The organism is Streptomyces sp. NPDC055254 (genome assembly GCF_053606025.1).
The window spans coordinates 39,461-51,841 of sequence record NZ_JBSGQV010000047.1 but is presented as its reverse complement, the minus strand read 5'-3'; the positions used below and the strand labels follow the sequence as shown (position 1 = coordinate 51,841).

15 protein-coding genes are annotated in these 12,381 nt (G+C 71.0%); 14 read left to right on the top strand and 1 reads right to left on the bottom strand.

Annotated features, from left to right (window positions below; genetic code table 11):
- Positions 1-51 precede the first annotated feature (51 nt).
- On the top strand, positions 52-1,530 hold the full coding sequence (locus tag ACWFQ8_RS30070) for a recombinase family protein (RefSeq protein ID WP_453789443.1): 1,479 nt from the start codon (positions 52-54) through the stop codon (positions 1,528-1,530).
- A 417-nt stretch (positions 1,531-1,947) separates the two neighbouring features.
- On the opposite strand, the gene ACWFQ8_RS30065 is transcribed toward ACWFQ8_RS30070, so the two are convergent.
- The gene (locus ACWFQ8_RS30065; protein WP_453789442.1) at positions 1,948-2,391 is read right to left on the bottom strand and encodes a hypothetical protein; all 444 of its coding nucleotides are present in this window, start codon (positions 2,389-2,391) and stop codon (positions 1,948-1,950) included.
- 231 nt (positions 2,392-2,622) lie between these two features.
- Here ACWFQ8_RS30065 and ACWFQ8_RS30060 point away from each other — a divergent pair, with 231 nt between their 5' ends.
- The 13 genes from ACWFQ8_RS30060 to ACWFQ8_RS30000 all read left to right on the top strand — a co-directional run bounded on the left by ACWFQ8_RS30060 (position 2,623) and on the right by ACWFQ8_RS30000 (position 12,146).
- Positions 2,623-2,970, top strand: a complete 348-nt coding sequence (locus tag ACWFQ8_RS30060) for a helix-turn-helix domain-containing protein (RefSeq protein ID WP_453789441.1) — start codon at positions 2,623-2,625, stop codon at positions 2,968-2,970.
- Positions 2,967-3,161: a hypothetical protein gene (locus tag ACWFQ8_RS30055; protein WP_453789440.1), complete on the top strand. Its 195-nt coding sequence runs from the start codon at positions 2,967-2,969 to the stop codon at positions 3,159-3,161. The genes ACWFQ8_RS30060 and ACWFQ8_RS30055 overlap by 4 nt, the downstream gene beginning before the upstream one ends.
- 82 nt (positions 3,162-3,243) lie before the next feature.
- Positions 3,244-3,525: a hypothetical protein gene (locus ACWFQ8_RS30050; RefSeq protein ID WP_453789439.1), complete on the top strand. Its 282-nt coding sequence runs from the start codon at positions 3,244-3,246 to the stop codon at positions 3,523-3,525.
- Positions 3,522-4,901 (top strand): hypothetical protein, encoded by a 1,380-nt coding sequence (locus ACWFQ8_RS30045; protein ID WP_453789438.1) that lies wholly within the window; start codon positions 3,522-3,524, stop codon positions 4,899-4,901. The genes ACWFQ8_RS30050 and ACWFQ8_RS30045 overlap by 4 nt, the downstream gene beginning before the upstream one ends.
- Positions 4,894-5,259 carry a hypothetical protein gene (locus ACWFQ8_RS30040; protein ID WP_453789437.1) on the top strand — a complete coding sequence of 122 codons (366 nt, stop codon included), beginning with the start codon at positions 4,894-4,896 and terminating at the stop codon, positions 5,257-5,259. Before ACWFQ8_RS30045 ends, ACWFQ8_RS30040 begins: the two co-directional genes overlap by 8 nt.
- Positions 5,256-6,032, top strand: a complete 777-nt coding sequence (locus tag ACWFQ8_RS30035; RefSeq protein WP_453789436.1) for a hypothetical protein — start codon at positions 5,256-5,258, stop codon at positions 6,030-6,032. The genes ACWFQ8_RS30040 and ACWFQ8_RS30035 overlap by 4 nt, the downstream gene beginning before the upstream one ends.
- Complete coding sequence (locus ACWFQ8_RS30030; RefSeq protein WP_453789435.1) at positions 6,032-6,367, top strand: hypothetical protein; 336 nt, start codon at positions 6,032-6,034, stop codon at positions 6,365-6,367. Before ACWFQ8_RS30035 ends, ACWFQ8_RS30030 begins: the two co-directional genes overlap by 1 nt.
- Entirely contained in the window at positions 6,364-7,074 is a 711-nt protein-coding gene (locus ACWFQ8_RS30025) for a hypothetical protein (RefSeq protein WP_453789434.1), read from the top strand. The genes ACWFQ8_RS30030 and ACWFQ8_RS30025 overlap by 4 nt, the downstream gene beginning before the upstream one ends.
- Entirely contained in the window at positions 7,071-7,877 is an 807-nt protein-coding gene (locus tag ACWFQ8_RS30020) for a hypothetical protein (protein ID WP_453789433.1), read from the top strand. The genes ACWFQ8_RS30025 and ACWFQ8_RS30020 overlap by 4 nt, the downstream gene beginning before the upstream one ends.
- A gap of 22 nt (positions 7,878-7,899) precedes the next feature.
- Positions 7,900-8,649 (top strand): hypothetical protein, encoded by a 750-nt coding sequence (locus ACWFQ8_RS30015; RefSeq protein WP_453789432.1) that lies wholly within the window; start codon positions 7,900-7,902, stop codon positions 8,647-8,649.
- A 100-nt stretch (positions 8,650-8,749) separates the two neighbouring features.
- Positions 8,750-9,052: a hypothetical protein gene (locus tag ACWFQ8_RS30010; protein WP_453789431.1), complete on the top strand. Its 303-nt coding sequence runs from the start codon at positions 8,750-8,752 to the stop codon at positions 9,050-9,052.
- Positions 9,053-9,150: 98 nt separating this feature from the next.
- Entirely contained in the window at positions 9,151-9,597 is a 447-nt protein-coding gene (locus ACWFQ8_RS30005) for an HNH endonuclease signature motif containing protein (RefSeq protein WP_453789444.1), read from the top strand.
- Positions 9,594-12,146: a phage/plasmid primase, P4 family gene (locus ACWFQ8_RS30000; protein ID WP_453789430.1), complete on the top strand. Its 2,553-nt coding sequence runs from the start codon at positions 9,594-9,596 to the stop codon at positions 12,144-12,146. The genes ACWFQ8_RS30005 and ACWFQ8_RS30000 overlap by 4 nt, the downstream gene beginning before the upstream one ends.
- The last annotated feature ends 235 nt before the right edge of the window (positions 12,147-12,381 follow it).

The window sequence follows — 12,381 nt, the reverse complement described above, 5'->3', positions numbered from 1 at the left end:
GACTGGACAAACCCTCCATCAAGACGCTTCAAGCGCCCTACACTTCCCAGCATGAGGACCCACCACGACGGCAAGCGCCTCCGCGTCATCATCTACTGCCGCATCAGCGACGACCGCGAAGGCCGCGGCGCCGGCGTCGCCCGGCAAGAGCAGTCCTGCCGGGCCCGCGCGGAGCGCAACGGCTGGGACGTGGTCGCCGTCTTCGTCGAGAACGACCTGAGCGCGTACAGCGGAAAGAAGCGGCCCAAGTACGAGCAGATGCTGGCCATGCTCAACGCCGACATGGCGGACGCGGTACTTGCCCTGTCCCCGAAGCGTCTCTACCGCCGCATCGGCGACGCGTTCGACTTCTTCGACCTGATCACCGAACGCGGCATCCACGTCGAGACCATCAAGCAGGGCCGCTACGACCTCACCACCGCCGAGGGCCGGCGCGATGCCCGCCGGGCCGCGATCGACTCCCAGTACGAGGCCGAGGAGATCGGCGAGCGGGTGAAGGACGCCAAGGCGCAGACCTTGGCGGCTGGCGGGTACCGGGGCGGGCCGCGCCCGTTCGGTTTCGAGGCGGACGGTATGACGGTCCGCGAGTCGGAAGCCCGGTACCTGCGCGAGGCCGCGGAGGCAGTGCTCGCCGGGGCGTCGATCAGGTCCATAGCGCGCGAGTGGCAGGAGGCGGGGGTGCGGACCGTGCCTCGACGTTACCGGCAGGAGGACGGCACCCGCGGGGAGCCGGAGTCCCGGGACTGGTCGGCCAGTGAACTCCGTACGCTGCTGTTGCGGCACCGCAACGCTGGCCTGCTCTCCCACCGCGGCAAGGAGGCCGGGGCGGCGGCATGGCCCGCGATCATTCCCGAGCCCGTATGGCGAGGGGTCGTGGCGAAACTTAAGGACCCCACCCGGCTGACCGCGGTGAGCAACGCCCGTCGCTGGATAGGTTCGGGGCTCTACCGATGCGCCCACCCCGTCGAGGAGGCTGAGTGCGGCCTGCCTGTGCGGTGCTCTACCTCCGGCACGGGGGCCGGCCACAGGCACGTGGCCGCTTACCGATGCTCTAGTGGGGCTCACGTCACCCGCCGTGCGCAGCCGTTGGACGACTACGTGCGAGCGGTCGTCGTCGCGCGGTTGTCGCGGGCGGACGCGGTTCATCTCCTGGCCCAGCGGGAGGACGATCCGGTCGATCTGAAAGCTGCGGACGCCGAGCTGTCCGCAGCGCAGCAGCGGCTGAGGGAGCTTGCGGAGATGTTCGGTGACGGCGACATCGACAAGGCGGGATACCAGGCTGCGGCGGCGAAGGCCAGGGAGCGGAAGCGGAAGGCTGAGCAGTTGCTGTCGCTGGCCTCGGTGACGAATCCGTTGGTGGGCCTGATCGGCGCGGCGGACGTGGCGGCCGAGTGGGAGGGCATCGACCTGTCGCGTAAGCGCGCGGTGGTCGATGCCCTCATGGAGGTGTGGATTCTCCCGGCGCGACGTGGGCGCATGCCGAAGGGTGTGGAGATGGATGTGGAGCGGATCGATATCCGCTGGAAGTAGGGCTACACGGCGGGATGCGGGCGCGCGGGGGCCTCGGTGCCGATGCCGTGTCGGCCGACGTGCTCCATGGCGTTGTTGTACTCGTCGACGGCTTGCTGGCTCACTTCGAGGGGGTGTACCGCGAGGCGCAGTCGACCGTCTTCGGCCTGTAGTAGCACGGCGGCCATGCCGTTGGGGACACGGGGGTCTCGCACCATGGGGATGTATGCCGGGGGCATATGCGTATCCGTCTGTGAGACCTCATCGTCTGCCATGAAAACCCCCATGCGTTGGGTGCACCTCAGCTCGATCACACGTTCGATCGAGTGGCAGGCACAGGCTATCTGACCCTCACGCCCCCCAGGCGGAAAGACCAGCATGCCACTTGCGTTAGCGGGGAGCTACACACAGCGCATAACTACTACAAATCGAAACTGTTCAATCCTGAGTAACTGATGTCCCATCAGGTCCCTCATTTGCGAACGTTTCGGCAAGTTCCTCCAGCAACTCCAGCTGTCGAGGAGTGAGCTTCTCCGCGTTCTGAACCAGCGCGCGGGCCCGGCCAGAGCTGCTCCATACCGAGTCGATCCCCATGAACTGGGCGCCGGCTGCGTCCTGCACGCGCACCAGGGGGAGCTCGTACGCCCGCGCAAGCGCCTGGAGCTCGGGGAAGCGCGGCGTCCAGGACATGCGAGGGACGGCCTTCTCAAGGTTGTCGAGCGTGGAGCGCTTGATGACCGGCGTGCCGTCTTCGCGCAGGCCCGTGCGCTCCTCGACCTGCCGGAGGGAACGGCGTAGCTCAATTCGGCGGTCACGCAGCAGGTCGGACAGATCCGTCCGTGCGGGCGTGCGCGCGCTGTTGTCCTCGACCATGACGGTCATCTTGCCACTCCCCAGTGGGCGCTGTGCCGGTAGGTGTCCCTGGTGCCAGCGTGAGTTGGTCTGCAAACGCGCTGGTGGCGTGGGCAGAGATGCCCTCCAGCATGGACAGAGTGTCCACGCTGGAGGGCACGGGCGCCATACCGACGGGGATTTTTGACCGGATCGAGGCACTTGCGAAGTCGACATGGAGACGTTGTCCACGGGGGTGGACAAGATGTCCACCCCCGTGCCATGCTTCTCGTGTCCACCTCGGTGGACATCAAGTCCAAGGAGGTGGACATGTCGCCGAGCGAGCCCCTATACCGGCTGCTCAACGCAGACCTACTCAAGCTGCTCATGGAGCGCACGGGCAGCGGCCAGAAGGTCACCATCCGTGAACTCGCCGCGGCAGCAGGCTGCTCCAGCACCACAGTGGGCCGCCTCGTCAGTGGCGAGAAAGAGTGCATCGTCGCCAGCAACGCCCACGCCATCGCCAACGCGATCGGAGTCGACGTGCTGATCCTCTTCACCCCGGCCGGCCGATCGGTGCCGGTCCCCCACCGCGAGACCCCGGTATCCGTCGTACGGGCCGCCGGATGAGCGCCGCCCAGCCCAACGCGGCGCCCCCGCTGCTGACCGTCGAACCCGCCGGGTCGCATTCGGCCTACGAAGCGCACATCGCCGCCATCGTGGCCGCTGCCCCGCCGCTGACCCCCGAGCAGGAAGCCCGCATCCGCGGGCTGTTCCGGCCCGGCGTCGCGAGCTTGCCGGCCCTACCGCTGGCCGCCTGACCAAACCCCAAAGGGGTCGTCCCGGACGGCTATCCGAAACGACCCCGGCATTCCTCACCAACACCGAAAGACGAGGAACACCATGAACCACCAGCCTACCGCCACCGGCCCCTCCGGCCAGAGCGGCATCACGCACCAAGTCCCCGTACCGCTTCCGGTCCGGCCGCGCGCCGAGTCGCCGTTCGAGCTGTTCGTCGACGGCCGCGGCTTCCTGTGGCGCCTCGCGGAGGACGGTCCGGTCGGCTCGCGCCGGTTCGTGCCCGCCGCGATGGCCCCGTCGGCCGTGCCCCGGCTGGCGTGGGCTCGGGAGGGCGAGCTGAGCGAGACGTGCGGCGCTCTGAACCCGGTGGAGCGTGCGGCGTGAACACGAGGAGCATCGCGGGCGCGGCCCGTGTGATCTGCAAAGCGTTGGCCAAGAACCGGGTCCCGGCAACGATCGCCATGGCGTTGGACGCGAGCGGCTGGCTGAACACGACGGAGGCGGCGGCCGAGCTGGTGCGGCTGCGGCTGCTCCAGAACGCGCAGCCGGCCGAACTGTCCGAGGCGCAGACCGAGGCGCTGGCGGACGCCGGTAACCGCGCGCTGAACGACCACTACCACGAGGACTTGTGCGCCTGCTCGGACTGGCCGAAGGGGTGCGCGAGCAGCGGCAACTACTTCGCCGGGTCGTGGGACACGGCTGCGTTCAGCATCGGCATGGCGGCTGTGATCGGCGTGTGGGAGTCGATGCGGGCCCCGGCCGAGGCTGACAGGGCGGCGCGGCACCGCGAGGAGCTGCGGGTGCGCCGCAACGAGGACATGGCCTTGCGGGGCGAGCTGTCCCCGTCGGGCGGCCAGCGTGCGGTGCCGTTCGAGCTGGGTGAGTCACTTGTCCCGGCGGTGCAGTGGCTGATCGCTCGGGTGGCCGAGCGGCCGCCCGTGGATGACGAGCGGATCGCCTTGATCCGAAAGCGGCGCACGCACTGCGAGGTGACCCGGTTCGAGACCGAGGACGAGCGCCCGTTGCACGTCTGGGGCCCGTCGCAGTACCCCGGTCGTGACATGTGCCAGCGCTGCACGACCGAACGCAAGTGGGCTGAGGACCCGGACGCCGACGAGGTGGTACTGCTCGCCGAGGTCGACCGACTGCGGGCCCGGGTGGCCGAGCTGGAGGCTGCGGCCTACGGCGACGCCAAGGCCCGGCTGTTCAGCCCCGTGGAGCAGATCCGGCACCTGCACGACTGTGTCGCTGCCCAGCAGGCCCGGGCCGACACGCTGGACCGGCTGTGTCGGGAGGAGCAGTCCCGCGCCGGTGCGGCGGCGGCCCGGGTGGCCGAGCTGGAGACCTCCGCTCGTGGCTGCGACGGCGAGGGATGCGTCCTCCCCCACAGCTCGTGGTGCACCCGGGCCCGCGAGTTCGCCGCCCAGCACAGCGGCTGCACCTGCGGCGAGCCGTGGAAGGACACGCCCCAGACCCACGCCGGGCACTGCTGGCTGCTGAGCCCGCCGTGGGACGAGATGGAGTGGCATCGCAAGCGCGTTGCCGAGTTGCTGGCCCAGGTAGCCAAGTTGGAGGCCGCACGGTCCCGCCCGGCGCCGGTCCTCGCCCCGGTCGTACAGCCGGACGCCCGCCGTGACGAGTCCGTCGCGAAGCTCCGCGACCTGATCGCCGGCCAGCGCGAGGACACGTACGTCTCCCCGCTGCACACGGACTACCGGCTCGGCCACGACCTCGACCTCCCGGAGGCCCCCAGTGTCTGACCAGACCACCCCGTCCACCGGACCCGTCCCGATCTACGTCAAGGCCATCCCGGGCGGTGTCGTCCTCGACCTGGCCGCGCTGACCGAGCGGGTCGTGTGCGACGTCCTCGACGCGCTCCTCGGCCCGGACACCGGGCTGTGGGACCAGCTCCACGAGGTCGCCGACCTCACCCCGGAGACCGCGCGGGCGGAGGCCGAAAAGGGCCGTCTGCCGTACGAGGAGCTGGTGGCCGCGCTCGCCGAGCGGGCGTCGTCCCGGGTCCCGTTGTACGGGCCGGCCGCAGTGCTGGCGTTGATCGCGAAGCTGCGCCGCGCGTCCTCCGCTGGCACCGTGCCCGGGCAGCGAGGTGCCGCATGAGCGCCCGCGACGAGCTGCTGCACGAGTACGGCCGGGCGGACACGGCGCCCCTTGGGACGCTCGCGGAGCTGCGGAACAAGCTCGACGCCTGCCGAGCCGAGGCGCTGGCCGACTTCGTGGACCGGTGCGCGATCGCCCTCGCCGGCTGCTGCCCCGAGTGCGACGCGGCCACCGCCATCGTGCGGGGACGGATCGAGCCGACGTTGGACGGGGCCCCGGTCCCGGAGCGGACGGTCGCGGCGGAGGGGAAGGGCACCGGCACGACCGGCGGCGAGCCCACCCCGGCCACCGGCTTCTTCCAGGCCGGCCGGACCTACACCGACGGCAACGGCTACCGCGCCCCCGAGATCACCGCTTACTTCCACGTCGAGCACGTCACCCGGCATCCGGACCGCGGCCACCTCCGCGCGATCGGTTGGGTGCGGTCCGGGGCGCCCGGCGCGCGGTGGCACGGCCACTTCGTCGACGAGGGCGACTTCGAGGGGTGGACCGAGCTGGGGAAGCCCCTCATCGCGGCGGCTCCCGCGGTCGAACCCGGACCTGCCGGTATCGGCGACGAGCGGGCCCTCAAGCTCGCCGACCACATCCTCAACACCGGCGGCATCTGGACGTCCGGGAAGGCCCACCGCTGGCTGTCCTCGGTCGTCACCCCGGCGCCCGCTCTGCACTTCACCCGGCACACCCTCCAGGCCCTCGCCGCGCACGGCTACCTGATCGAGCGCCGGGAGCCGGGCCGCGTCTCCTACACCCCGAACTATCCGAAGGAGTGCTGATGTTCATCCGCCGCAGCACCTACCAGCGGCTCGTCGCCCGCGCCGAAGCGTACGCCCAGGCCTACGTCGCCGCGCGCCGGGCCGAGCACCGCAAGGCCGTCCCGGCCGCGGAGCGCCGTGAGCGGCTCGCCCGGGCCTGCCGGCGCTACCGGGCCGAGCTCGCCGAGCAGCGCGCCGGCCACCAGACGGCGCTCGCCCGGAAGCAGCGCCAGATCGACCGGCTGCAGGGGCAGCTCGACGACGTGTTCGGCCTGAACTCCGACCAGGTCCAGGCTGGGGAGCGGTGGCAGGAGCGCCGCCCCGACAAGCCGTACACCGGGGTGGTGGCGAAGTGAGCGACCGCGACCACGGGTACGCCCGCTACAAGCTTGACGGATGCCGCTGCTACACCTGCGGCTACGCTGCCGCCGCCTACCGCGACGCCCGTGAGCGGGCCATCGCCTACGGCACGTGGCAGCCCTGGACCGACGCGGTCCCGGTGCGCGAGCACCTGCGCCGTCTCCAGTCCTGCGGCCTCGGCCTTCGGCGGATTGCCGAGCTCGCCAAGGTCGACCGTAAGCGGCTCCAGGCCGTGCTGACCGGGCGGCCGGAGCGCGGCACGGGCCCGCAGGAGCAGGTACGGCCCGCGCTCGCCGCGGCTGTCCTCGCCGTCGAGGCCTCGCTGGAGAACCTCGCCCCGTCCACCTCGGTGAACGCGGTCGGCACGCGCCGCCGCCTCCAGGCCCTCGTCGCGCGCGGCTGGCCCCAGGCCCGGTTGGCGGCTCGGCTCGGCTGGACACCCGCGAACTTCTCAACGCTGATCCGCGCGGACCGGACCCTGGTCCGCACCGCGCTGGCCGTCCGTGACCTCTACGCCGCGGTCTCCGGCCAGGACCCGCGGGCGCACGGTGTCGACAACCAGGCGTTCAGCCGCGCCCGCAACGCGGCCGCCGCATCGTCGTGGCCGCCGCCGGCCGCGTGGGACGACGAGACGATCGACGACCCGGCCGTGTCTGAGCGGGCCGCCCGCGCGGCGATCCGCCGGGAGGTGACCGCCGCGTGATCGCCACGGGCAGCGACGAGTACGGGGAGCTCCTCGCACAGCGCATCGGCCAGTTCATCATCGACGCGGACAAGAACTCCGGCCGGTCGAAGCAGCGCGCCATCGGTCCGTCCGAGGTGGGCGAGCCGTGCGAGCGACAGCTCTCGTACAAGATCCTCGACTGGCCCGAGACGAACACGAACCGCGATCCGATCGCGGCGATCATCGGCACCGGGTTCCACATGTGGATGGCCGAACAGTTCGAGGCCCGGCAGGCGCCCATGTCCGACGGGCAGCCCCGGTACCGCATCGAGGAACGCGTCACCGTGCGGCAGGGCCACACCGCGGCCGGCACCCTCGCGGGCAGCTCGGACCTGTACGACCGGCTCGCGATGCTCAACAACGACTGGAAGCTCGTCGGGAAGAGCAGCCACGACAAGTACCGGCGGCAGGGCCCCGGCGAGAAGTACCGCATCCAGGCCCACCTCTACGGCCTCGGCCAGGAGAACGCGGGGCACCGGCCCGCGAGGGTCGCGGTCACGTTCATCGGCCGGCATCACGAGCTGATGGTCCACGTGTGGTCCGAGCCGTACCAGCCGCAGATCGCCCTCGACGCGCTCGCCCGGCTCGACCGGATCACCGCGACCGCGCAGTCCCTGGAACTCGACCACCACCCGGAGAACTGGCGAATGATCCCCATCCCCGAGAAACCGAACTGCCGGTTCTGCCCCTGGCTCAAGCCCGGCAGCGACAACCTCGCGGCCGGCTGTCCCGGGCAGCCCAGCACCAACCCGGGCGCCTCGCTCGAATCCCTCATCGCCTGACACCCACAAGCAGGAGCATCAAGTGACTACACCTCAGCAGTCCTACCAGGCACCCTCCGCCGACGACTTCCTCATGGGCGGCGGCGGCGCTCCCTCCGCGAGCTTCCTCACCATCGGCACCATCGTGGCTGGCCGGATCACCGAGCGCCCCACCGTGCAGCAGCAGCGCGACATGAAAACCGGCGAGAACAAGTTCTGGCCCGACGGAAACCCGATGATGCAGCTCGTCGTCACCGTCCAGACCGACGACCGAGACCCGCAGGTGGAGGACGACAACGGCACGCGGCGGCTCTTCGTCAAGAACCAGATGAAGAACGCGATCGCCGACGCGGTCCGAGCCTCCGGCGCACGCGGCCTAGAGGTCGGCGGCATCCTCTCCGTCACCTTCACCCACGAGATCCCCCACAAGCAGCGCGGCTTCAACCCGATCAAGCAGTACACCGCGCAGTACGTCGCCGCGGCCGCCGCCGAGCTCCAGACCGCGGACCCGTGGGCCGCCGCGCCCCCGCAGCAGCAGTACGCGCCGCCGGCCGCACCGGCCCAGCAGCACGCGGCACCCCCGGCCCCGGCCCCCCAGCAGTACGCCCCGGCGCCGACCCCGGCCCCGGCACCCGCGCCGCAGTACGCGGCCGCCGCGCCCCCGGCACCCGCGCCGCAGTACGCAGCCGCCGCGCCCCCGGCCGAGCAGCTCGCCAACCCGGCGATCCAGGCACTCGTCGCACAGCAGCAGGCCCAGCAGGCGGCGCCCCCGCTGAGTCCGCCTCCCTTCTAAGCCCGCCCTCCGATCGCCGTCCGGGGCTGCGCGCCCTCCCCTCCGCAGCCCCGGACGGACCAGCCCACCGCCCTCGCACCGCCCTCACCAGGAGCAGCACATGACCATCACCACCCGCGTCCTTGGCCCCGAGCCTGTCGACCCCGCCGAGCCGCGCGCAGTCCAGCTTCGCAAGGCCGGCGAGGGCGCCTTCTGGTACGGCCTGCGAGGCGCCGGATGGAGTGACGTCCAGATCTCCAACTCTCTGCAGGCGTTCAGGGAGTCGGTCGCCCACGAGCTGGCGGAACAGATCCGTTCCGTCGGCGTCGATGTCACACCGGACATGTCGGAGAGCTGCAAGGCCATCCGCCAGGCACGCGGCGCCGTCGCCGACCTGATCGACCCGGAAGTCGAAATGCCCTGACCCAACCCTGCCCCGGTCCCGGCGTGACGCCGCGGGATCGACTCCCGCCCGGGGCACTGAACCAGACCGCACACGCACCAAGGAGAGCAGCCTTGAGCATGTCACCGGAGAGGCTCCACAGCCCGGAGGTGGTGGCCCGCTTCGTCAGGCGCTATGCCGCCCGCCAGCCGGATGCCTGCTGGACCTGGCGGGGCAAGCTCGACAACGGCTATGGCCGCTTCTGGCTTGAGGGCGCAAGCAGAGTCGCGCACCGAGTCGCCTGGGAGATCGCCAACGGAGCGATCCCCGCCGGGCTCCAGATCGATCACCTCTGCCGCAACCGCGCCTGCGTGAACCCCGCACACCTGGAGCCCGTCACCCTCGCCGAGAACGTGCTCCGCGGACAGGGCATAACCGCCTGCAACGCACGCAAGGAGCAGTGCCTCAACGGCCACCCCTTGGACGAGACCAATACCTACGTCACGGCTGCCGGTACCCGGCAGTGCAAGACCTGCCAGCGCGGCCGGGTCAGAGCGTGGCGCCAACGACAGGCGGACGCCGCATGAACGACATGCTGAACGCCGCGCTGGCCCTCCACGCTGCTGGACTCTCCGTTGTCAGCGTCCGCGCCGACGGCTCGAAGCGCCCACTGGGCGACTGGAAAGCAGCGCAGGCTGAGCGCGCCACAGAAGAAGAAGTGCGCGCCTGGTTCGCCAACGGGCACCCAGGCGTAGGCGTCGTCTGCGGCGGCGTCTCAGGCGGCATGGAGCTCCTCGAACTGGAGGGCCGCGCCGTCGAGGAGGGCGTCCTCGCGCAGCTCGTCGACATCCTCGCCAACTCGGGGATGGCCGAGCTGTGGCAGCGCCTCGCCACCGGGTGGCTGGAGCGCTCCCCGTCCGGCGGCCTGCACTTCCACTACCGCGTGGCCGGCGGCGCCCCCGGGAACACGAAGCTCGCGAGCCGCCTTGCCCGCGACGAGGAGCTCACCGAGCAGGAGCGCGACCTCCTCGTCCGGCACCCCCGCAAGAAGATCCTCCGCGGCCTGATCGAGACCCGCGGCGAAGGCGGCTTCGTCGTCACCGCGCCGAGCCACGGCACCGTGCACGCGACCGGCCGGCCCTACGAGCTCCTCGCCGGGGGGCCCGGGTCCATGCCGACCGTCACCGCGGCCGAGCACCAGGCGCTGCACGCGGTGTGCCGCATGCTCGACACCGTCCCCTCCGAGGAACCGACCGACCACGCCACGGACCGGCCCGAGGCAGTCGCCCCCGTCGACGAGGCGGCTGCGTTCCTCTTCGGCGGCGACCGCGCCGTCGCCCCCGCCGGGGGCGAGACCGGGCTCACCCCCGGGGACGACTTCGAGCAGCGCACCCCCTGGGCGGACATCCTCACCCCGCACGGCTGGCGGTCCCTGTTCCAGTCAGGGGGCACCTCGTACTGGCAGCGCCCCGGGAAGGACGGCCGCGAACCGTCCGCGACCACCGGGCACCGCATGGACCGCGACCGGCTGTACGTGTTCACGACCTCGACGGAGTTCGTCGCCGAGCGCCCGTACACGAAGTTCGGGGCGTACGCCCTGCTCAACCACGGCGGCGACCACTCGGCCGCGGCCAGCGCCCTCCGCCGCCAGGGCTTCGGGGCGCCCGCGCCCGAGCCCGTACGACACCTCGCGTCCGTGCCGGCGCAGCGCACCGCGACCGATGGCACGGCCGCGCTCAACGTGGTGCAGCACCCCACCGCCGCGGCCGCCGCGGTCCCGGGCCCCGGGACGTACTCCCGGACCGACGACGGGAACGCTCTCCGCCTCATCGATGAGCACGAGGACGAGATCCGGTACGTCCCGCAGCGCGGCCGCTGGCTCCGCTGGGACGGACACCGCTGGGCATGGGACGAGGCCGGGGAAGTCCGCGAGATGGCCCGAGCCATCGCGCGCGCACTGCCCAACGGGGAGGGCGAGGCGAAGCACCGCATGCGGTCCCTGTCCTCAGGCGGCCTCGCCTCCATGGTCACCGTGGCCCAGACCGACCCCCGCATCGTCGCCCCCATGGCCCGCCTCGACGCGAAGCCGATGCACCTCAACACCCCTAAGGGGATCGTCGACCTCACCACCGGCACCGTCACCCCGAACGACCCGACCGAGATGCACACCCGCTCCACCTCCGTCGCACCCGACCCGGACATGCCGATCCCCCGGTTCCTCCAGTTCCTCGCCGACACCTTCGGCGAGCACTCCGACATCGCCGCGTTCGTCCAGCGCCTCGCCGGATACTCGGCGTCCGGCGACACCCGCTTCCACATCCTGCCGTTCCTCAACGGGCCCGGCGGCAACGGCAAGTCCGTCATCCTCGACGTCTTCCGCATCCTCCTCGGCGACTACGCGGCAACCGCCCCGAACACGTTCCTCATGGCCGGCCAGCAGCAGCACGAGACCGAGGTCGCCCGGCTGCAAGGCCTGCGCCTGGTCATCGTGTCCGAGGTCAACCAGGACGCCCGCTTTGACGAGGCCAAGATGAAGCTCACCACCGGCGGCGACGCGCTGACCGCGCGCTTCATGCGGCAGGACCACTTCACGTTCGAGCCGACCCACCACCTTTGGCTGATGGGCAACCACCTCCCCGCGGTGAAGGCCGGCGGCGATAGCTTCTGGCGGCGCCTGCGCCTGATCCCCTTCACCCGCAGCGTCCCCGCGGAACGGAAAATCGAAGGGCTGGCCCGCATCCTCGCCGACGAGGAAGGCCCCGGGATCCTGGCGTGGATGGTCGCGGGCGCCGTCGACGTGTTCGCCGGGGGGCTGCGCGAGCCGGCCGCCGTCATGGCGTTCACCGAGAACTACGCCGAGGAGGAAGACTCCCTGGCCCGGTTCATGGGGGACTGCTGCCACCTCGGCGGCGGCACCCACGTCACGATCAACACCTCCAAGCTGCGCGGTGCCTACGACGACTGGTGCCGCGCGGAGGGCGAGACCCCGCTCAAGCCGCAGGTGTTCGGGCGCGAACTGCGCACCCGATTCGGCATCGAACAGATCCGTTCCAACGGCCGCCGCTTCTACGTGGGGGTGGCACTGCTTCGGTCACTGGACGAGGACGGCGACGAAGACGCGCGAGGTGGCAAGTGATCACCTTGTACGGCACGGCGCCCACCGCATCCGACATTTCGCCCATAACTCTGCCCCGTGCCGCGGTGAACAGTGACAGCAGTGACCGTCCAGTGACCGACGCCAACCCCCTACTGTCACTGGCGAAAACCGTACTTGACCTGCACCGTCCTGCGAACAGTGACCGCAGTGACAGTAATTCACCGCTTCTAGCCTCGCGCGCACACAAGGCTGTTCAACCTGGGAATGCCCTACA

Excerpts from the sequence above, each read along its gene's own strand:
- ACWFQ8_RS30070 (WP_453789443.1), top strand. The coding sequence starts at position 52 with ATGAGGACCCACCACGACGGCAAGCGCCTCCGCGTCATCATCTACTGC.
- ACWFQ8_RS30065 (WP_453789442.1), bottom strand. The coding sequence starts at position 2,391 with ATGACCGTCATGGTCGAGGACAACAGCGCGCGCACGCCCGCACGGACG.
- ACWFQ8_RS30060 (WP_453789441.1), top strand. The coding sequence starts at position 2,623 with ATGCTTCTCGTGTCCACCTCGGTGGACATCAAGTCCAAGGAGGTGGAC.
- ACWFQ8_RS30055 (WP_453789440.1), top strand. The coding sequence starts at position 2,967 with ATGAGCGCCGCCCAGCCCAACGCGGCGCCCCCGCTGCTGACCGTCGAA.
- ACWFQ8_RS30050 (WP_453789439.1), top strand. The coding sequence starts at position 3,244 with ATGAACCACCAGCCTACCGCCACCGGCCCCTCCGGCCAGAGCGGCATC.
- ACWFQ8_RS30035 (WP_453789436.1), top strand. The coding sequence starts at position 5,256 with ATGAGCGCCCGCGACGAGCTGCTGCACGAGTACGGCCGGGCGGACACG.
- ACWFQ8_RS30030 (WP_453789435.1), top strand. The coding sequence starts at position 6,032 with ATGTTCATCCGCCGCAGCACCTACCAGCGGCTCGTCGCCCGCGCCGAA.
- ACWFQ8_RS30010 (WP_453789431.1), top strand. The coding sequence starts at position 8,750 with ATGACCATCACCACCCGCGTCCTTGGCCCCGAGCCTGTCGACCCCGCC.
- ACWFQ8_RS30005 (WP_453789444.1), top strand. The coding sequence starts at position 9,151 with ATGTCACCGGAGAGGCTCCACAGCCCGGAGGTGGTGGCCCGCTTCGTC.
- ACWFQ8_RS30000 (WP_453789430.1), top strand. The coding sequence starts at position 9,594 with ATGAACGACATGCTGAACGCCGCGCTGGCCCTCCACGCTGCTGGACTC.